17 protein-coding genes are annotated in these 17174 nt (G+C 60.1%); 11 read left to right on the forward strand and 6 right to left on the reverse strand.

Annotated features, from left to right (window positions below):
- Positions 1-6: 6 nt before the first annotated feature.
- From OXR04_RS14890 to uraH, 4 genes are read left to right on the forward strand one after another with little or no spacing between them, the layout of a single operon-like run.
- A complete protein-coding gene (locus OXR04_RS14890; RefSeq protein ID WP_009091916.1) occupies positions 7-1242 on the forward strand; it encodes an alanine--glyoxylate aminotransferase family protein in 1236 nt (411 codons plus the stop codon).
- A complete protein-coding gene (gene hpxK / locus OXR04_RS14895) occupies positions 1239-2492 on the forward strand; it encodes an allantoate amidohydrolase (RefSeq protein ID WP_267372787.1) in 1254 nt (417 codons plus the stop codon). Before OXR04_RS14890 ends, hpxK begins: the two co-directional genes overlap by 4 nt.
- 1 nt (position 2493) lies before the next feature.
- The gene (gene uraD / locus OXR04_RS14900; RefSeq protein ID WP_267372785.1) at positions 2494-2988 is read left to right on the forward strand and encodes a 2-oxo-4-hydroxy-4-carboxy-5-ureidoimidazoline decarboxylase; all 495 of its coding nucleotides are present in this window, start codon (positions 2494-2496) and stop codon (positions 2986-2988) included.
- On the forward strand, positions 2985-3320 hold the full coding sequence (gene uraH / locus OXR04_RS14905; RefSeq protein WP_009091913.1) for a hydroxyisourate hydrolase: 336 nt from the start codon (positions 2985-2987) through the stop codon (positions 3318-3320). Before uraD ends, uraH begins: the two co-directional genes overlap by 4 nt.
- A 9-nt stretch (positions 3321-3329) precedes the next feature.
- Here uraH and OXR04_RS14910 read toward each other — a convergent pair whose 3' ends face one another.
- Both OXR04_RS14910 and OXR04_RS14915 read right to left on the reverse strand, forming a co-directional pair.
- On the reverse strand, positions 3330-4097 hold the full coding sequence (locus OXR04_RS14910) for an amidohydrolase (RefSeq protein WP_140028138.1): 768 nt from the start codon (positions 4095-4097) through the stop codon (positions 3330-3332).
- Positions 4085-5230 (reverse strand): pyridoxal phosphate-dependent aminotransferase, encoded by a 1146-nt coding sequence (locus OXR04_RS14915; protein WP_181405357.1) that lies wholly within the window; start codon positions 5228-5230, stop codon positions 4085-4087. Before OXR04_RS14915 ends, OXR04_RS14910 begins: the two co-directional genes overlap by 13 nt.
- Before the next feature lie 320 nt (positions 5231-5550).
- Between OXR04_RS14915 and OXR04_RS14920 the strand changes: the two genes are divergently transcribed.
- From OXR04_RS14920 to OXR04_RS14930, 3 genes are read left to right on the forward strand one after another with little or no spacing between them, the layout of a single operon-like run.
- Positions 5551-6165, forward strand: a complete 615-nt coding sequence (locus OXR04_RS14920; protein WP_009091910.1) for a methylthioribulose 1-phosphate dehydratase — start codon at positions 5551-5553, stop codon at positions 6163-6165.
- Positions 6162-6845: an acireductone synthase gene (mtnC, locus tag OXR04_RS14925; RefSeq protein ID WP_140923344.1), complete on the forward strand. Its 684-nt coding sequence runs from the start codon at positions 6162-6164 to the stop codon at positions 6843-6845. Before OXR04_RS14920 ends, mtnC begins: the two co-directional genes overlap by 4 nt.
- 1 nt (position 6846) lies before the next feature.
- A complete protein-coding gene (locus tag OXR04_RS14930) occupies positions 6847-7389 on the forward strand; it encodes an acireductone dioxygenase (protein WP_140923343.1) in 543 nt (180 codons plus the stop codon).
- Positions 7390-7453: 64 nt separating this feature from the next.
- Here the strand turns inward: OXR04_RS14930 and mtnA are convergent, their stop codons facing one another.
- Entirely contained in the window at positions 7454-8476 is a 1023-nt protein-coding gene (mtnA, locus tag OXR04_RS14935; protein ID WP_140923342.1) for an S-methyl-5-thioribose-1-phosphate isomerase, read from the reverse strand.
- A 122-nt stretch (positions 8477-8598) separates the two neighbouring features.
- Here mtnA and mtnK point away from each other — a divergent pair, with 122 nt between their 5' ends.
- Positions 8599-9798 carry an S-methyl-5-thioribose kinase gene (gene mtnK, locus OXR04_RS14940; RefSeq protein ID WP_267372784.1) on the forward strand — a complete coding sequence of 400 codons (1200 nt, stop codon included), beginning with the start codon at positions 8599-8601 and terminating at the stop codon, positions 9796-9798.
- Between the two features lie 129 nt (positions 9799-9927).
- On the opposite strand, the gene fadE is transcribed toward mtnK, so the two are convergent.
- Positions 9928-12378 (reverse strand): acyl-CoA dehydrogenase FadE, encoded by a 2451-nt coding sequence (gene fadE, locus OXR04_RS14945; RefSeq protein WP_267372783.1) that lies wholly within the window; start codon positions 12376-12378, stop codon positions 9928-9930.
- A 255-nt stretch (positions 12379-12633) separates the two neighbouring features.
- Here fadE and lpcA point away from each other — a divergent pair, with 255 nt between their 5' ends.
- Together lpcA and OXR04_RS14955 are read left to right on the forward strand one after the other, a co-directional pair.
- Positions 12634-13212: a D-sedoheptulose 7-phosphate isomerase gene (lpcA, locus tag OXR04_RS14950; protein ID WP_009091904.1), complete on the forward strand. Its 579-nt coding sequence runs from the start codon at positions 12634-12636 to the stop codon at positions 13210-13212.
- Positions 13213-13263: 51 nt separating this feature from the next.
- On the forward strand, positions 13264-14031 hold the full coding sequence (locus tag OXR04_RS14955) for a class II glutamine amidotransferase (RefSeq protein ID WP_009091903.1): 768 nt from the start codon (positions 13264-13266) through the stop codon (positions 14029-14031).
- Here OXR04_RS14955 and dpaA read toward each other — a convergent pair.
- Positions 14002-14748: a peptidoglycan meso-diaminopimelic acid protein amidase gene (dpaA, locus tag OXR04_RS14960; protein ID WP_046101303.1), complete on the reverse strand. Its 747-nt coding sequence runs from the start codon at positions 14746-14748 to the stop codon at positions 14002-14004. The two genes, OXR04_RS14955 and dpaA, sit on opposite strands and share 30 nt — an antisense overlap.
- 244 nt (positions 14749-14992) lie before the next feature.
- Here dpaA and dinB point away from each other — a divergent pair, with 244 nt between their 5' ends.
- Positions 14993-16048 (forward strand): DNA polymerase IV, encoded by a 1056-nt coding sequence (gene dinB / locus OXR04_RS14965; protein WP_058956394.1) that lies wholly within the window; start codon positions 14993-14995, stop codon positions 16046-16048.
- Positions 16049-16082: 34 nt separating this feature from the next.
- Here dinB and OXR04_RS14970 read toward each other — a convergent pair whose 3' ends face one another.
- Positions 16083-17150, reverse strand: a complete 1068-nt coding sequence (locus tag OXR04_RS14970) for a sugar ABC transporter substrate-binding protein (RefSeq protein WP_046101305.1) — start codon at positions 17148-17150, stop codon at positions 16083-16085.
- Between the last annotated feature and the right edge of the window lie 24 nt (positions 17151-17174).

Genomic DNA, 17174 nt, shown 5'->3' on the forward strand with positions numbered 1-17174 from the left:
ACCCGCATGGATATCAATCATTACCCGCAAATCAATCCGCCACAGCGTCTGCTGATGGGACCCGGCCCGATCAACGCCGATCCGCGCGTGCTGCGCGCCATGTCGAGTCAGCTGCTGGGGCAGTACGACCCCGCGATGACCCACTATATGAACGAAGTGATGGCGCTCTATCGCGGCGTATTTCGCACCGAAAACCGCTGGACGCTGCTGGTTGATGGCACCTCCCGCGCCGGTATCGAAGCGATTCTGCTCTCCGCTATCCGGCCTGGTGATAAGGTGCTGGTGCCGGTGTTTGGTCGCTTCGGCCATCTGCTGTGCGAGATTGCCCGCCGCTGCCGGGCAGACGTCCACACCATCGAAGTGCCGTGGGGCGAGGTTTTTACTCCCGATCAGATTGAAGAGGCGATTAAAAAAGTGCGGCCACGCCTGCTGCTCACGGTGCAGGGCGACACCTCCACCACCATGCTGCAGCCGCTGGCGCAGCTGGGTGCCATCTGTAAGCAGTATGGCGTGCTGTTCTACACCGATGCTACCGCGTCGCTGGCGGGTAACGCGCTGGAAACGGATGCCTGGGGACTGGATGCCGTCTCGGCGGGGATGCAGAAATGTCTGGGCGGGCCTTCCGGCACCTCGCCGATCACCCTGAGCGCAGAGATGGCCGCGGTGATCCGCAAACGTAAATGCGTGGAGCAGGGGATCCGCACCGAGGCGCATCAGGATGGCGAGGAGGAGATGATCTACTCCAACTATTTCGATCTCGGCATGATCATGGATTACTGGGGGCCGGAACGACTCAATCACCATACCGAAGCGACCAGCGCGCTGTTTGGCGCGCGCGAATGTGCCCGCCTCATCCTGCAGGAGGGGCTGGACAACGGCATCGCCCGTCACAAACTGCATGGTGAAGCGATGCTGAAGGGGATTCAGGGAATGGGGCTGGAAACCTTCGGCGATCTGAAAAACAAAATGAACAACGTGCTGGGCGTGATGATCCCGTCAGGCGTAAACGGCGATCAGGTGCGCAAGCTGATGCTGGAGGATTTCGGCATTGAGATCGGCACCTCGTTTGGCCCACTGCATGGCAAGGTCTGGCGCATCGGCACCATGGGCTACAACGCGCGTAAAGATTGCGTGCTGCAGACGCTGGCCGCGCTGGAAACGGTGCTGACTCACCTGGGGTATCGCACGCCGCAGGGCGCGGGAGCTCAGGCCGCCTGGGATCACTACGGGAGCCAGGCATGATGATGAGCGCCAGCGAAGCCCTCGCTGCTGCACAGCGCGTCATGGCGCGCTGTGATGCGCTGGCAGCGATTAGCGAAACGACGGAGGGCCTGACCCGCGTCTACCTGTCGCCGGAACATCTGCGCGCCAACGCCTGCGTTGGGGAGTGGATGCAGGCGGCGGGGATGACGGTCTGGCAGGATGAAGTCGGCAATATCTGTGGCCGCTACGAGGCAGCCGAAGCGGGGGCGCCCGCGCTGCTGCTCGGTTCGCATCTCGACACGGTACGTAACGCCGGTCGCTACGACGGAATGCTGGGCGTGCTCAGCGCCATCGAAACCGTACAGTGGCTTCATGAGCACCAGTGCCGTCTGCCGCTGGCGATAGAGGTGATCGGTTTCGGTGATGAAGAGGGGACCCGCTTTGGCATCACGCTGCTTGGCAGTCGCGGTATTACCGGCAGCTGGCCGCAAAGCTGGGTAACCCATCCCGATGGCAACGGCATTACCGTGGCGCAGGCGATGGCGGATGTCGGGCTCGACAGTGCGCAAATCGGCGCGGCGGCCCGACGGATAGAGGACATCGTCGGCTATCTTGAACTGCACATTGAGCAGGGCCCCTGCCTGGAGCAGGAGGATCTGGCGCTGGGCGTGGTCACGGCCATCAATGGGGCGCGTCGTCTTCACTGCCGTTTTAGCGGTGAAGCGGGCCATGCCGGCACGGTGCCGATGACCCACCGCAAAGATGCGCTGGCCGCAGCCGCCGAGTGGATGGTGTTTATTGAGCAGACCACCCGTGAGCAGGACCCGCAGCTGGTCGCCACCGTCGGCACCCTCAGCTGCGCCCCGGGGGCGGTGAATGTCATCCCTGGCGAGGTGTCGCTGTCGCTGGATGTGCGCGGCCCGCTCGATCATCCGCTGGAGACCCTGCTCTCCACGCTGTTAACCCAGGCCGGGGCAATTGCGCTGCGGCGTGGAGTGCAGTTTACGTCGAACGAATTTTATCGCATCGGAGCCACCGCCTGTGATTCTGCGCTGCAGCAGGCGCTGAGCCATGCGGTCGAAACGGTGCAGGGGCGCAGCCTGTCGCTGCCAAGCGGAGCCGGACATGACGCCATCGCTATTGCTGAACGCTGGCCGGTCGGTATGCTGTTTGTGCGAAACCATCGCGGCATCAGCCATCATCCGGCCGAGTCTGTTGCGGTGCAGGATGTGGCACCGGCGCTGCAGGCCTATCTGCAGGCGGTCACGCTGATCGCCGCACGGAGCTAAAATGGAATTAACGACGTTTAATCAGCTGCCGGCCGACGAGGCGCTGGCGGCTATCCGGCATTGTGTGGCGATCCCGCACTGGCAGCAGTCGCTGGTGGCCGCTCGCCCGTTTGACACCACAGACGCGCTGCTGGCCTGCGCCGACACGCTGGCCCGCCAGTGGCAGCAGCCCGATCTGGCGGCGGCGCTGTCGGCGCATCCGCGCATCGGCGAACGCGCCCGGGGCGCAGACAAAGAGGCGACGCTGTCGCGCGGCGAGCAGTCCGCCATGCAGCAGGCCGATCACGCCCTGCAACAGGCGATGCAGCAGGGTAATCAGGCCTATGAGGCGCGCTTTGGCCGGGTCTTTCTGATTCGCGCGAAAGGGCGCAGCGGCGAGGAGATGCTGGCGGCGTTGCAGCGCCGGCTGCAGAATGACGATCAGGCTGAACAGCAGGAGGCGCTGGATCAGCTGCGTGAAATCACACTGTTACGCCTCAGGGAGACGATTCAATGAGTACCGTTACCACGCATATTCTCGACACGGCGCTGGGAAAACCGGCCAGTGGGGTAGCCATCTCGCTGGAGCAGAACAGCCCGGAGGGGTGGTTTCCCGTCTCTCAGGGTGAAACGGACAGCGACGGACGACTGAAAGATCTGACCCCGGAGCCGCTGACGCCGGGGCACTACCGCCTGACCGCTGAAATCGGCGACTATTTTGCTGCCGCCGGTCGGGATGCGCTCTACGTCAGCGCGCAGATCGATTTTATGATTGCTGAGGCGGGCAGCCATTTCCATCTGCCGTTTCTGATTTCCCCCTGGTCCTGGTCAACCTACCGCGGCAGCTGAGCCGGCCGTTTACAGCGAAAAGCGATCCGCATCCTGCCAGGCGGGGAAGCGTTCGCGGTAAGCGTGCAGCGTCTCCAGCGACAGCGTCGCATCCAGCCGGGCGCGCTGATGTGGCTCCGCCGCACTCAGGATCTCGCCCTGCGGCGAAATAATCTGGCTGTCGCCGCTGTAGTGATGCTGATTGCCATCACTGCCGACGCGGTTGCAGCCTGCGACATATGCCTGATTCTCAATCGCCCGCGCTAACAGCAGCGCCTGCCAGTGTAAGGCGCGAGGCGCTGGCCAGTTGGCGACATAGAGCGCCAGATCGTAGTCGTTGCGGTTGCGGGAGAAAACCGGGAAGCGCAGGTCGTAACAGATCTGTGGCAGGATGCGCCAGCCGCGCCACGCCACCACCTGACGCGCTTCGCCGGGCTGATAGTGGTGATGTTCATCCGCCATGCGGAACAGATGTCGCTTGTCATACTGGTGCAGCGTGCCATCCGGCTCCACCAGCAGGAAACGGTTCACCGCGCCGTTTTCGGTCTGGATCGCCGCGCTGCCGCCCACCAGCGCATCGCTGCGGCGGGCATGCTGATGCAGCCACTCCACCACCCGCGCCTGCGGCAGGGAGCTTTTCGCAGCCTCCATCGCAAAGCCGGTGGTAAACATCTCGGGCAGGATAATCAGATCGCGTCCGGTGACTCCGGCCAGCTGTTCGTCAAAATGGCGCAGGTTGGCTTCGCCATCCATCCAGCTCAGCGTCTCCTGCAAAAGCGTGATTTTTAAAGCTGACATAAGCGCTCCGCGGCAGCATCTAACGTCGCCGGCTGTTTAGCAAAACAGAGACGAATCAGTTTATGAGGAAAGGGATCGGCGCAGAACACCGACAGAGGAATCGCGGCGACGCCCACTTCGCGGGTCAGCCACTGGCAGAAACTGACATCATCCAGATCGGAGATCGCGCTGTAATCCACCAGCAAAAAGTAGGTGCCCTGGCACGGTAAAACCCTGAAGCGGCTGTGACGCAGTGCATTCGCCAGCCGATCGCGGCGGTCGCGATAGAAGGCGGGCAGGGCCTGATAGTGCTCCGGATGCTCACGCAGCATATCGGCAATCGCCAGCTGCGCCGGGGTATTGACCGAGAAGGTCAGATACTGATGTACCTTACGCAGTTCAGCGCTGATCGCCGCCGGGGCGATGCAGTAGCCCACCTTCCAGCCGGTCATGTGAAAGGTTTTGCCAAACGACGACACCGCGATGGCGCGCTGACGCAGGTCAGGATGGGCCAGCACGCTGGCGTGGCCCGCTTCATCAAAACAGATATGCTCGTAAACTTCATCGCTCAGCACGTAGACCGGTCGCGCAGCAATCGCCTGCCACAGCGCGGCAAAATCCTGCTGCTGCCAGACGGTGGCTGACGGGTTGTGCGGGGTGTTCAGGATCACCAGCCGGGTTTTATCACTCAGCAGCCCGGCAAACGCCTGCCAGTCTGGCCGGAAGGCGGGCGGCTGCAGCGCAATACGTTTCATGACGCCGCCCGAGAGCGTGACCGCCGGGGCATAGCTGTCGTAGCTGGGATCAAAGCAGATCACCTCATCGCCCGGACGCACCAGCGCGGTAATCGCCGCATAGAGCGCTTCGGTTGCGCCCGCCGTCACCGTAATCTCCGTTTCCACATCAGGCTGATAGTCATAAAGCCGCGCGGTTTTCTCCGCGATCGCCTGACGCAGCGGCAGCGCCCCGGTCATCGGCGCGTATTGGTTCGCGCCCTGGCTGACGTGATAGGCCAGCCGCTGCTGCAGATAGTCCGGGCCGCTGAAATCGGGGAAGCCCTGAGAGAGGTTGATGGCGTTATGCTGCTGCGCCAGCGCACTCATCTGGCTGAAAATCGTGGTGCCGAGCGCCGGAAGTTTGCTCTCGGGGATCAGGTTGTACTGCGTCATGATGTCAGGCCTTAAGCGCGAAGAGAGAAGCGGGGTCACCCGGGGTTTGTGCCACTATAAACAGGATGGTAGTATTTGGCAATCAAGACGCTTAGACGTCTAAATGCTTTATGCTCCGCGCGTCACCGGCGTTGGCCGCGCTTGCTTACCCGGGTCACTTACTCATGTAAGCTCCCCGGGATAAGCGCGCTTGCCGCCTTGCTGACACACGGATCATTTCGCCTTTAACTGCTTTACGCTTCGCGCAACAGCGGCGCTGGCAGCGCTTGCTTACGTGGTATCACCTTTCACCGCAAGGAACCTTTATGTCGCAGAGTCATCCGTTAGATCAGCTGGTTGCCGCCTGTCACTGGATAGGCATGAAAGGCTGGGCTCCGGCCACCGGCGGGAATATGTCGGTTCGCCGCGACGGGCATGTCTGCCTGCTGAGCGAATCGGGCAAAGATAAGGGCACGCTGACGCGTGATGACTTTATTGAGGTCGACATCGCCACCAGCCAGTCGCTGTCGGGCCGTAAGCCCTCGGCCGAAACCGGTCTGCACACGCTGATCTATCGCCTCTTTCCTGAAGCGGGCGCGGTGCTGCACACCCATACGGTCAATGCCACGGTGCTGTCGCGGGTGGAGCAGGGTGCGGCGCTGCTGCTGCACGGCTATGAGATGCAAAAATCGCTAAGTGGTCAGCATACCCATCTGGACACAGTGGCGATCCCCGTGTTCGACAACAGTCAGGATATCGTGGCGCTGGCGTCAGAGATTGAAGATTACGCCGCCCGCTTTCCGCTGCGTTACGGCTTCCTGCTGCGCGGCCACGGCCTGACCTGCTGGGGCGAGGATGTCAGCGAAGCGCGCCGCCATCTGGAAGGTCTGGAATTTTTATTTGAATGTGAACGTCAACGTCGCCTGCTGGAGAAAGCATGATCCGCGCCATTGTTACTGATATTGAAGGCACCACCAGCGATATTCGCTTTGTGCACAACATCCTGTTCCCCTATGCCCGTCAGCATCTGGCGGACTTTCTGCGAGAGCATCAGCATCAGCCAGAGGTCGCGGCGGCGCTGCAGTCGGTGCGGGAAGAAGCGGGGCAGCCGCAGGCCGATCTGGCGGCGGTCATCGCGATCCTGTCCGATTTTATGGATCAGGATCGTAAATCCACCGGGCTGAAAGCGCTGCAGGGCATGATCTGGCGTGATGGCTATCTTAACGGCAGTTTTACCGGCCATCTCTATCCCGATGTGCTGCCTGCATTACGCCGCTGGCAGGCGCAGGGCATTGAACTCTATGTATATTCCTCCGGTTCGGTTGCGGCGCAGAAATTGTTATTTGGCTACAGCGACGAAGGTGATATTACTGACATCTTCAGCGGCTACTTTGATACGCACGTCGGCGCCAAACGCGAGGTGACAGCCTATCGCGCGATCGCCGCTGAGATCGGCCAGCCAGCGGAGCAGCTGCTGTTCCTCTCTGATATTCGTCAGGAGCTGGATGCCGCCGCGGAGGCGGGCTGGCAGACGATACAGTTACTGCGTGGCGAGGCGGACAGCGAGAGCCGTCATCGTCAGGTGACGGATTTTTCCCAGATTAACCCGGAGTCGATTTAGCATGAGCGCACTGACGATTTTTTCTGACCGCGAAGCGAGCCAGCCGGTCTGGCACAGTACCGAAGCAGAGGCGATTCGGGAACGCCTGAACGCGAAAGGGGTGCGTTTTGAACGCTGGGAAGCCGATCGCGATCTGGGTGAGAACCCGGATGCGGAAACGGTCATTAAGGCCTATCAGCATGCGATTGATCGGCTGGTGGCTGAGAAGGGCTATCAGAGCTGGGACGTGATCAGTATGCGCGCCGACAATCCGCAGAAAACGGTGCTGCGTGAGAAGTTTCTTTCCGAGCATACGCACGGCGAAGATGAGGTGCGTTTCTTTGTCGAGGGGGCCGGGCTGTTCTGTCTGCATCTTGACGGTGAGATCCTGCAGATCCTCTGCGAAAAGAACGATCTGATCTCGGTGCCTGCGGGCACGCCCCACTGGTTTGATATGGGATCGTCACCGCACTTCACGGCGATCCGGATTTTTGACAACCAGGAAGGCTGGGTGGCGCACTTCACCGGCGATAAGATCGCCGATGCCTATCCGCGTCTGGCCTGATTGGCCCACGGCGGGAGAGACGTCTGCGGTGAGCCTCCGCGCTGCCGCAAACGCCTGATATCGCTTACTGCGGCTGGAAGAAGCCGCTCTGCACCTGGTCAGGCGTGACCACCCCCGTGTCGAGTATCCAGCCGCTGATCAGGGCGGCTGGCGTCACATCGAACGCCGGATTGAAGACCCTGGCCGTTTCCGGTGCCCACTGCACGCTGCCAAAACTGCCCGCCACGCCCGTGACCTCGCTGGCGGCGCGCTGCTCTATCGGGATGGCGGCGCCATCCGGGCAGTGACGATCCAGCGTAGTATGGGGAGCCGCGACGTAGAACGGAATCTGGTGATAGTGGGCCAGCACCGCCAGACTGTAGGTGCCGATTTTATTGGCCACGTCACCGTTGGCGGCAATGCGGTCGGCACCGACCCAGACCGCATCCACCTCGCCGCGTGCCATCAGGCTGGCGGCCATGGAATCGGTGATCAGGGTACAGGGGATCGCCAGTTCGCCCAGCTCCCACGCGGTTAACCGGCCGCCCTGCAACAGCGGTCGGGTTTCATCCACCCAGACATTTTTGATCCACCCCTGCTGATGCGCGCGGGCAATCACGCCCAGCGCGGTGCCCACGCCCGCGGTGGCCAGCCCGCCGGTATTGCAGTGGGTGAGCAGCTGGCTGCCCGGTTTGATCCGCGTGCAACCGGCTTCAGCAATCGCATCACAGAGCTGTTTATCCTCCTGCACCAGCCGCCACGCTTCGTCCGTCAGCGCAGTGACAAACGCCGGCTGGGCCAGCGCCACTTTCATCCGGTCAAGATTGTTCATCAGATTAACGGCGGTTGGCCGGGCGGCACGCAGATGTTCCAGCGCCTGTGCCAATTCAGCGCGGGTCTGCCCCTGTTCAGCCAGCAGCGCCAGCAGCAGTGAGGCAGAGAGGCCAATCAGCGGCGCACCGCGCACCCGCAGCGCATGAATATGGTCAATCAGCTGCGTGACGCTGTGTGCGGGCAGCCAGTTCTTTTGCTGCGGCAGCGCCTGCTGATCCAGAATCCAGAGCTGATTGTCACGAACCTCTAAGCTGGTGGTTTTGAGTGTCTGCATTGTGGGTGAAATCCATGTTGCGTTAATGATGCGTATTGTGCCAACATGCTGAACGGATGTATAGACGTCTGAACGGCTTATTACACCTGGGTTATCCGCCTTCGATTGATGAGGAACAGGCAATGTCGCAATACCGTACCTTTACTGCTGCTGATGCTGTTGAGTATGCCCGGCAATTTGGCGGCGTGGACGATCCTGCCGCGCTCTGCAGCGCTGAAGAGATTGGTGATGGCAACCTTAATCTGGTGTTCAAAGTTTATGACGATCAGGGCCGGAGCCGGGTGGTGGTCAAGCAGGCATTGCCCTATGTGCGTTGCGTCGGGGAGTCCTGGCCGCTGACGCTGGATCGGGCGAGGCTGGAAGCGCAGACCCTGGTCGAGCACTATAAATATTGTCCGCAGCATACGGTGCAGGTGACGCATTATGATGCGGAGCTGGCGGTGATGGTGATGGAGGATCTCTCCAGCCACCGTATCTGGCGCGGCGAGCTGGTGAAGGGCGCTTACTACCCGGAAGCCGCAGCGCAGTTAGGCGTTTATCTGGCACAGACCCTGTTTCATACCTCCGATTTCGTTCTGCATCCGCATCACAAAAAGGCGGAAGTGGCGCGTTTCATTAATCCGGAAATGTGTGAAATCACTGAAGATCTCTTCTTTAACGATCCCTACACCGATCATGAGCGTAACAGCTACCCTGAAGCGCTTGAGCCGCTGGTGGCCAGCCTGCGCAACGACGATGCGCTGCGCATTGCCGTCGGCGGGCTGAAGCATCGCTTTTTTGCGCATGCCGAAGCGCTGCTGCATGGCGATATTCATAGCGGCTCGATTTTCGTGGCTGATGGCAGCCTGAAGGCAATTGATGCGGAGTTCGGTTACTTTGGCCCGATTGGGTTTGATGTCGGAACGGCGATTGGCAACCTGCTGATTAACTACTGCGCGCTGCCGGGGCTGCTGGCTCCGCGTGAGGCAGCCGATGCGCGCGAGCAGCGGCTGAGTGATGTCCATCGTCTCTGGTCGACGTTTGCTTCGCATTTTCTGGCGCTGGCGGCAGAGAAAACCCGCGATGAGGCGTTGTCCTGGCCCGGCTATGCGGCGGCGTTTCTGCGCAAGGTCTGGGCTGACACCATCGGTTACTGCGGCACCGAACTGATTCGGCGCACGGTGGGGATGTCCCACGTGGCGGATATGAAGCTGATTGCCGATCCGGCGATGCGCACAGACTGCATTGGTAACGCGATTAATTTAGGACGTACGCTGATTCTGGCTGCCGATCACGTGGAAGATGTGGATGCGCTGATTGCCCGCATCCGCCAGGCGGGATAAAAAAGGCCGACATGATGTCGGCCTCTGAAACAGAGCTGGCTCAGGAAGTATACGCCTCCGTACTCCGGGCGTATGCTCCCATCGCTTTAAGTTCAGCAAACCGGTGCGGCCATCACACCGGCCTGAACGCTACGCCGCCTCGCTGGTGCGCGACGCAGGCTGAGGCGCTTTCTCCGCCACCGGCACCGCCAGTGCATCTGCCTCAAACTCATCCACGTTGATGGAGCGCAGACGGCTGGCTTCAGCACGCTGCAACACCTCTGCTTCCTTCGCATCGATCCAGCCCTGCTCCAGCGCACGCTTCGCCAGCGCATCCAGACGGGTGAAGGAGAGATGCTGCTTTGTCTGTTTGCACAGGCGGTCATAAATCACTTCGGCTGCCATCACCTCCTGCAGCGCCTGTTCCATCTGACCGGCGGGGTTATTCTCGCCCGGCGTCAGATAGATGCCCCGGCCCAGACGGCTGCGGGTTGCTGACGGCTGTTGTAGCAGTTTTGCCAGCTGGTGATCCAGACGATCAGACGTGGCAGGGCAGTGATGTCCGCCCGCAAAGATAGCCATGCGTAAGGCACCCGCGACCAGCCGGTTCGGGAAGTTGCGCAGCAGATCGTCCATCGCGACCTCCGCCTGATGCAGGGCATCCTGCACGCCCCAGTGAACCAGCGGCAGATCGGCTTCATTACGGCCCTCATCGTCATAGCGTTTCAGGGTGGCTGAGGCAAGATAGAGCTGGCTCAGCACATCGCCCAGGCGCGCCGAGATGCGCTCGCGGCGTTTCAGACTGCCGCCCAGTACCGCCATTGATACATCTGAGAGCAACGCCAGGTTGGCACTGATGCGGTTCAGATGCTGATAGTAGCGACGGGTAGCATCGCGGGTCGGGCTGGCGCTGGTGCGTCCGGCGGTGAATCCCAGCCACAGGCTGCGCACGGTGCTGCTGCCGACGTGGCCGATGTGACTGAACAGCGCATCATCGAAGGCATTAACATCGTTGCTGGCGGCGGCGGCCATCTCCTGCAGAACATACGGATGGCAGCGGATCGCCCCCTGACCAAAGATAATCATGCTGCGGGTCAGGATATTCGCGCCTTCCACCGTGATGGCGATGGGCGCACCCTGATAGGCGCGAGCCAGGAAGTTACTGTTACCCAGCATAATGCCTTTGCCGCCGGCAATGTCCATGGCGTCAATAATGGCGCGCTGGCCGCGGTGGGTGCAGTGATATTTCACAATCGCCGACAGCACCGCCGGTTTTTCACCCTGCATAATCCCGGCGGTAATCAGCGTGGCCGCAGCGTCCATTACATAGGCGTTACCGGCAATGCGCGCCAGCGGCTCTTCAATTCCTTCCATCTTACCGATAGAGAGCCGGAACTGACGACGGATGTGCGCGTAAGCGCCGGTTGCCAGCGCCACACTCTTCAGGCTGCCGGTTGAGTTGGAAGGCAGCGTAATGCCACGGCCCACCGACAGACACTCCACCAGCATCCGCCAGCCCTGTCCGGCCATTTCCGGGCCACCGATGATAAAGTCAATCGGCACAAAGATATCCTTACCGCGCGTCGGCCCGTTCTGGAACGGCACGTTGAGCGGGAAGTGGCGATGACCAATCTCCACGCCCGGCGTGCTGGTCGGGATCAGGGCGCAGGTGATGCCCGGGCTGGCGTCATCGCCCAGCAGATGATCCGGGTCGGTCAGTTTAAAGGCCAGGCCGAGCACAGTCGCGATCGGGGCCAGGGTGATGTAACGCTTGTTCCAGGTCAGCCGCATGCCCAGCACCTGCTCACCCTGCCACTCACCCATGCAGACCACACCGGTATCCGGGATCGCGCCGGCATCTGACCCCGCTTCCGGACTGGTCAGCGCAAAGCAGGGGATCTCTTCACCGCGCGCCAGTCGCGGCAGATAGTGGTTTTTCTGCGCTTCGGTACCGTAATGCTGCAGCAGTTCGCCCGGACCCAGTGAATTGGGTACACCCACCGTGATCGCCAGAATCCCGGAGACGCCCGCCAGTTTCTGCAGAACGCAGGCCTGCGCATAGGCGGAGAAGGCCAGTCCGCCATACTCTTTTTTAATGATCATCGCGAAGAAACGATGCTCTTTCAGGTAGGCCCAGAGTTCCGGCGGCAGGTCGGCCATCTCATGGGTAATCCGGAAATCGTTCGCCAGACGGCACGCCTCTTCAACCGGGCCGTCAAGAAAAGCCTGCTCTTCCGGCGTCAGGCGTGGCTGCGGGTAGTTATGCAGCTTCTGCCAGTCTGGCTTGCCCTGAAACAGATCGCCTTCCCACCAGGTGGTGCCCGCATCAATCGCTTCTTTCTCGGTGCGGGACATCGGCGGCATCACCTGCTGGAAGCGCTGTAACATCGGCTGTGAAAAGAGTCTGCGACGCAGCGACGGCAGGTTGAACGGCAGCAGCAGGATCGCCAGCGGCAGCAGGAGCCACGGCGTCCAGAGATGCGCGACCGCCATCGCGGCGGTCCACAGCAGCAGGATCGCGCTGGCGGTCCGCAGCGACAGGCGGTGATAGAAGAGGGCGCCAATCAGCGCCACCGTGGCAAGTATCGAAACAACCATCATAGTGAACCACTCCGCAAGTAGTAAGAGGTCTGACCTGTTATGTAGAGAGGTTTAGAGCAGCCGGGCGGATTTATCAATTTGTTTACATCGCAATTACAACCTGCCTCACAAAAACGGATTTTTGCCGTTTTATTCGACAACCGGTGTCGGAATCCACACCGCTACCGCCGGGTCAGGCGTGGCATGAAGCTTTGCGCTGACCGGCCATTCCGTTAAACTTGCTGCGATTAACCTCTTCTTATAAAGGACATCCCTATGTACCAGGACATCATCCGCTCTGAGCTTAATGAAGCTGCTGATACGCTGAATAAATTCCTCAGCGATGACGCCAATATTCATGCGATCCAACGTGCTGCGGTGCTGCTGGCTGACAGCTTCAAGGCGGGTGGCAAGGTGCTTTCCTGCGGTAACGGCGGCTCCCATTGTGATGCGATGCATTTCGCCGAAGAGCTGACCGGCCGCTATCGTGAAAATCGTCCTGGCTATCCGGCGATTGCCATCTCTGACGTCAGCCATCTCTCCTGCGTCAGTAATGACTTTGGCTACGACTACGTCTTCTCACGCTATGTGGAAGCGGTGGGGCGTCCGGGCGACGTGCTGCTGGGCCTCTCAACGTCGGGCAACTCTGCCAATATCATTAAAGCGGTTGAAGCCGCCCGTGCGCAGGGGATGAAAGTGATCACCCTGACCGGTAAAGATGGCGGTAAGATGGCAGGCAGTGCCGATATTGAGATCCGGGTGCCACACTTTGGTTATGCCGATCGCATTCAGGAGATCCACATCAAGGTGATCCACATCCTGATGCTGCTGGTCGAAAAAGAGATGGTGAAGTAACTGCGCTGGCCTCCTGTCTGACGGGGGGCCGCTTAATCAGAGGCGGTGGCTATGTGCGAATTGCTCGGGATGAGCGCCAATGTTCCCACGGATATCTGTTTCAGCTTTACCGGACTGGTTCAGCGGGGCGGGGGAACCGGGCCTCACAAAGATGGCTGGGGCATTACCTTTTACGAAGATAAAGGCTGCCGTACGTTTAAAGATCCGCTGCCGAGCTTTAACTCTCCGATTGCGCGTCTGGTGCAGGAGTACCCGATCAAGTCGCATTCGGTGGTGGCGCACATCCGTCAGGCAAATCGCGGGCAGGTGTCGCTGGAGAATACCCATCCGTTCACCCGCGAGCTGTGGGGCCGCAACTGGACCTATGCGCACAACGGGCAGCTGAAGGGCTATAAGCAGCTGGAGACCGGCACATTCCGGCCGGTGGGAGAAACGGACAGTGAGAAGGCGTTCTGCTGGATCCTGCATCAGCTGGCGACACGCTATCCGCGCACGCCGGGCAACTGGCCGGCGGTGTTCCGCTTCATTGGCGAGCTGGCCACCGCGCTGCGGCAGAAGGGGGTATTCAACATGCTGCTGTCAGACGGACGTTATCTGATGGCCTTCTGCTCGACAAACCTTTTCTGGATCACCCGTCGCGCCCCGTTTGGCCGGGCGCAGCTGCTCGATCAGGATGTGGAAGTCGATTTTCAGCAGCACACCACGCCGCATGACGTGGTGACGGTGATTGCAACGCAGCCTCTGACGGCCAATGAAACCTGGCAGCGGATTGCGCCAGGTGAATGGGCGTTATTCTGCCTTGGAGAGCGCCAGGAATGAACGGGAAGCGGCTTCGGGACTGGCTAAAACCGGTGCCGGGCTGCTGTTCATCACATATTTCCCGCTGGCGACATTGACCATCGGCGGCTGGTGATACTTCGCAAAGTAAGCGTATCCCGGCTGCAGCTGCTGCCAGAAGCTGGCATAGGTGGAGTAGCGGTGACGCTGCATATTGCTGTCGGTCATGCGGAACGGATAGATGCTGATGCTGACATCCTGCTGGCCGTTTCGCAGCGCGGCATTCACATAGGTAAAAATCTCATCCATATAGGCGTTGGTCATGGCATAGCAGCCAATCGACTTACAGTCGCCATGGATCATCAGGTAGTTACCGCTGTAGCCCTGATTGCGATCGTACTGATTCGGGAAGCCGATGTTGATGGCGCGATAAAAGCGGCTGTCGGGCTTCAGCTGATTCAGCTTCACGTTGTAAAAACCTTCCGGGCTTTTGAAATCGCCTTCACGGCGTTTCGGGCCGAGGCCGCCAGAAAAGTTGCAGATGCGGTAGGTATCCAGCAGGCGATATTCGTTACCGATTTTGCCGTAGAGTTCGAGCGTGCGTTCTTCCTTGAAGATCTGGATGTAGACCGGCGTGCCGAGTAACTGCTTCTTTAATTCTTTGCTGACCGGTGCCGCTGACTGAACGGGTTCGGGTGTCATTGCCATGCTGAGGGCTGGCAGTAAAATCATCGCAAACAGGAGTGCGATTTTGCCCATGCTGTGTATACCTTGAGGTGAAGAGAACATGACACAAATTTTGCGTCTTTGTTGGCATTATCGGAACTATCCGCTACCGCAGCGCAACATTAAACATTGTCTGTTTTTTTAGCAAGACGGCGTCGGCCAAATTCGCGATTTACTGAAGGTTATTCGGCCAGAAATTTGTAAACTTTATTCGCCCGGGCAACAAATATTGCAGTTACCCCTGTCAGCTGTATACTTATCCAGTGCCGGAGGGGGTATGCGTAAAATCATTCATGTCGATATGGACTGTTTCTATGCCGCAGTGGAGATGCGTGACAATCCCCAGCTGCGCGACATCCCGATCGCCATCGGTGGCAGCCGCGAACGTCGCGGGGTCATCAGCACCGCCAACTATCCGGCCCGCAAATTTGGCGTGCGCAGCGCAATGCCGACCGGCATGGCCCTGAAGCTATGCCCGCATCTGCGCCTTCTGCCAGGGCGTTTCGACGCCTATAAGGAAGCCTCCGCGCAGATCCGCGAAATCTTTTCCCGCTATACCCCGCTGATTGAACCACTCTCGCTGGATGAAGCCTATCTGGATGTGACCGACAGCCCGCACTGCCACGGCTCGGCCACGCTGATGGCGCAGGCGATCCGCGCCACGATTTACCGTGAAACCGGGCTGACCGCCTCGGCCGGCATCGCCCCGATCAAGTTTCTGGCCAAGATCGCCTCCGACCTGAATAAGCCGGACGGGCAGTGTGTTATCACCCCGGCAGAGATGCCTGACTTTTTACTGACGCTGCCGCTGGCGAAGATCCCCGGCGTAGGCAAAGTCTCCGCAAAGAAGCTCGAAGAGATGGGGCTGGTGACCTGTGGCGACGTGCAGAAGGCCGATTTAGCCCAGCTGCTGAAGCGCTTTGGCAAGTTTGGCCGGGTGGTGTGGGAGCGCAGCCACGGCATTGATGAGCGCGGCGTGATCGTTGAGCGCGAGCGTAAATCGCTGGGGGTCGAGCGTACGCTGGCGGAAGATATCAGCGACTGGGAGGCCTGCCTGGAGATCATCGATTTTCTCTATGCCGAACTCGACCGCCGGCTGACGCAGATCCGACCCGACAGACAGGTGGCGCGTCAGGGTGTCAAACTGAAGTTCAGTGATTTTCAGCAGACCACCCAGGAGCATATCTGGCCGGTGCTGAATAAAGAGGACATGATCGCCATCGCCCGCAAGACGTGGGATGAGCGCCGCGCCGGGCGCGGTGTGCGGCTGGTGGGACTACACGTGACGATGGTGGATCCCCAGCTGGAACGTCAGCTCCTGCTGGGTTTATAAGTCAGCCTCATCCTCTGGCAGGGCTGACGCCAGATTACTTCTTATATTTCGCGGCCAGGGTGGCGAACCACGGCGCGACAAAATCCTCATTGCTGCCCCAGCCCGGAATGATTTTGTTCAGCGAGGCGACGTTCACCGCGCCAGGCTGGCTGTTCAGCTGCTGCTGAGAGATTGACGCCGCTTTAAACTGATACGTTGCAGGTGTCTCTTCACCGGCAATCTTCTTCGCCACCAGCCGCATATTGACCGCGCCAATGGTTTTAGGATCGACCGCCACCGTCTGCACCCACGGGCTGTTTTTCTCACGCATCAGCTGCAAATCCTGGTTCGAGACATCGATGCTATAGAGCTTGATCTCGGTCCGGCCATTCTCCTGCAGCGCCTTGTAAGCCCCCTGGCTGAACGCATCCCAGGCTCCCCAGATGGCGTCGATTTTGCCTTTCGGGTATTTCGCCAGAATCGCACCAATCTTGTTGGCGGTGTCGCCCTGCACGTCAGTTGAAACGGCCCCAATCGACTCCAGCTGATGAATGCCCGGATTCTCTTTCAGCAGTTTTTCATACACCACCTGACGGCGCTCCATCGGCGGGAAACCGGCGACCCACAGCTTAACGATATTCGCCTTGCCGTGGAAATCGTTGATCAGCTGGCCCAGCGACAGCTGCGCCAGCGAGGCATCATCCTGAGCGGTAACGGTGACGCCGGGAATCGGGCTCTCCACCGGGGTATCAAACACCGACAGTTTGATGCCCGCATCGGCAATCCGCTTCACCAGCCCGCTGGCGTAGGGTGCCTTACCGTGCGACAGCACGATGCCGTCATACTTCTGGCTGATCGCCTGATTAACGAAATCCTGGAAGCGCGCGTCGTCGCCGTTGCTGAGGAAGGTGCTGACCTTAAAGCCAAGCTGGCGACCCTGCTGAATAGCACCGGCAACAAACTGGGTGGTGTTGTCATCGGAGCCGAGATTGCGGATCACCGCAATGCGGATGGGGCCGTCATGACCCGCGATGGCCGCAGGCACCGGGGTGACGGTCTCCGCGAAGGCGGCGCTGGCGTTCAGCAGGCTCAGGGCCAGCAGCGAGAGTGTTATTTTTTGCATTGTTATCAACTCCGGTAGACGCGC

Origin of the sequence: Pantoea sp. GM_Pan_3 (assembly GCF_026541045.1) — a bacterium.
Lineage (GTDB): Bacteria > Pseudomonadota > Gammaproteobacteria > Enterobacterales > Enterobacteriaceae > Pantoea > Pantoea anthophila.

Coding starts and splice junctions, on each gene's coding strand:
- OXR04_RS14890 (WP_009091916.1), top strand. CDS start 7: ATGGATATCAATCATTACCCGCAAATCAATCCGCCACAGCGTCTGCTG.
- hpxK (WP_267372787.1), top strand. CDS start 1,239: ATGATGATGAGCGCCAGCGAAGCCCTCGCTGCTGCACAGCGCGTCATG.
- uraD (WP_267372785.1), top strand. CDS start 2,494: ATGGAATTAACGACGTTTAATCAGCTGCCGGCCGACGAGGCGCTGGCG.
- uraH (WP_009091913.1), top strand. CDS start 2,985: ATGAGTACCGTTACCACGCATATTCTCGACACGGCGCTGGGAAAACCG.
- OXR04_RS14910 (WP_140028138.1), bottom strand. CDS start 4,097: ATGTCAGCTTTAAAAATCACGCTTTTGCAGGAGACGCTGAGCTGGATG.
- OXR04_RS14920 (WP_009091910.1), top strand. CDS start 5,551: ATGTCGCAGAGTCATCCGTTAGATCAGCTGGTTGCCGCCTGTCACTGG.
- mtnC (WP_140923344.1), top strand. CDS start 6,162: ATGATCCGCGCCATTGTTACTGATATTGAAGGCACCACCAGCGATATT.
- OXR04_RS14930 (WP_140923343.1), top strand. CDS start 6,847: ATGAGCGCACTGACGATTTTTTCTGACCGCGAAGCGAGCCAGCCGGTC.
- mtnA (WP_140923342.1), bottom strand. CDS start 8,476: ATGCAGACACTCAAAACCACCAGCTTAGAGGTTCGTGACAATCAGCTC.
- mtnK (WP_267372784.1), top strand. CDS start 8,599: ATGTCGCAATACCGTACCTTTACTGCTGCTGATGCTGTTGAGTATGCC.
- fadE (WP_267372783.1), bottom strand. CDS start 12,378: ATGATGGTTGTTTCGATACTTGCCACGGTGGCGCTGATTGGCGCCCTC.
- lpcA (WP_009091904.1), top strand. CDS start 12,634: ATGTACCAGGACATCATCCGCTCTGAGCTTAATGAAGCTGCTGATACG.
- OXR04_RS14955 (WP_009091903.1), top strand. CDS start 13,264: ATGTGCGAATTGCTCGGGATGAGCGCCAATGTTCCCACGGATATCTGT.
- dpaA (WP_046101303.1), bottom strand. CDS start 14,748: ATGGGCAAAATCGCACTCCTGTTTGCGATGATTTTACTGCCAGCCCTC.
- dinB (WP_058956394.1), top strand. CDS start 14,993: ATGCGTAAAATCATTCATGTCGATATGGACTGTTTCTATGCCGCAGTG.
- OXR04_RS14970 (WP_046101305.1), bottom strand. CDS start 17,150: ATGCAAAAAATAACACTCTCGCTGCTGGCCCTGAGCCTGCTGAACGCC.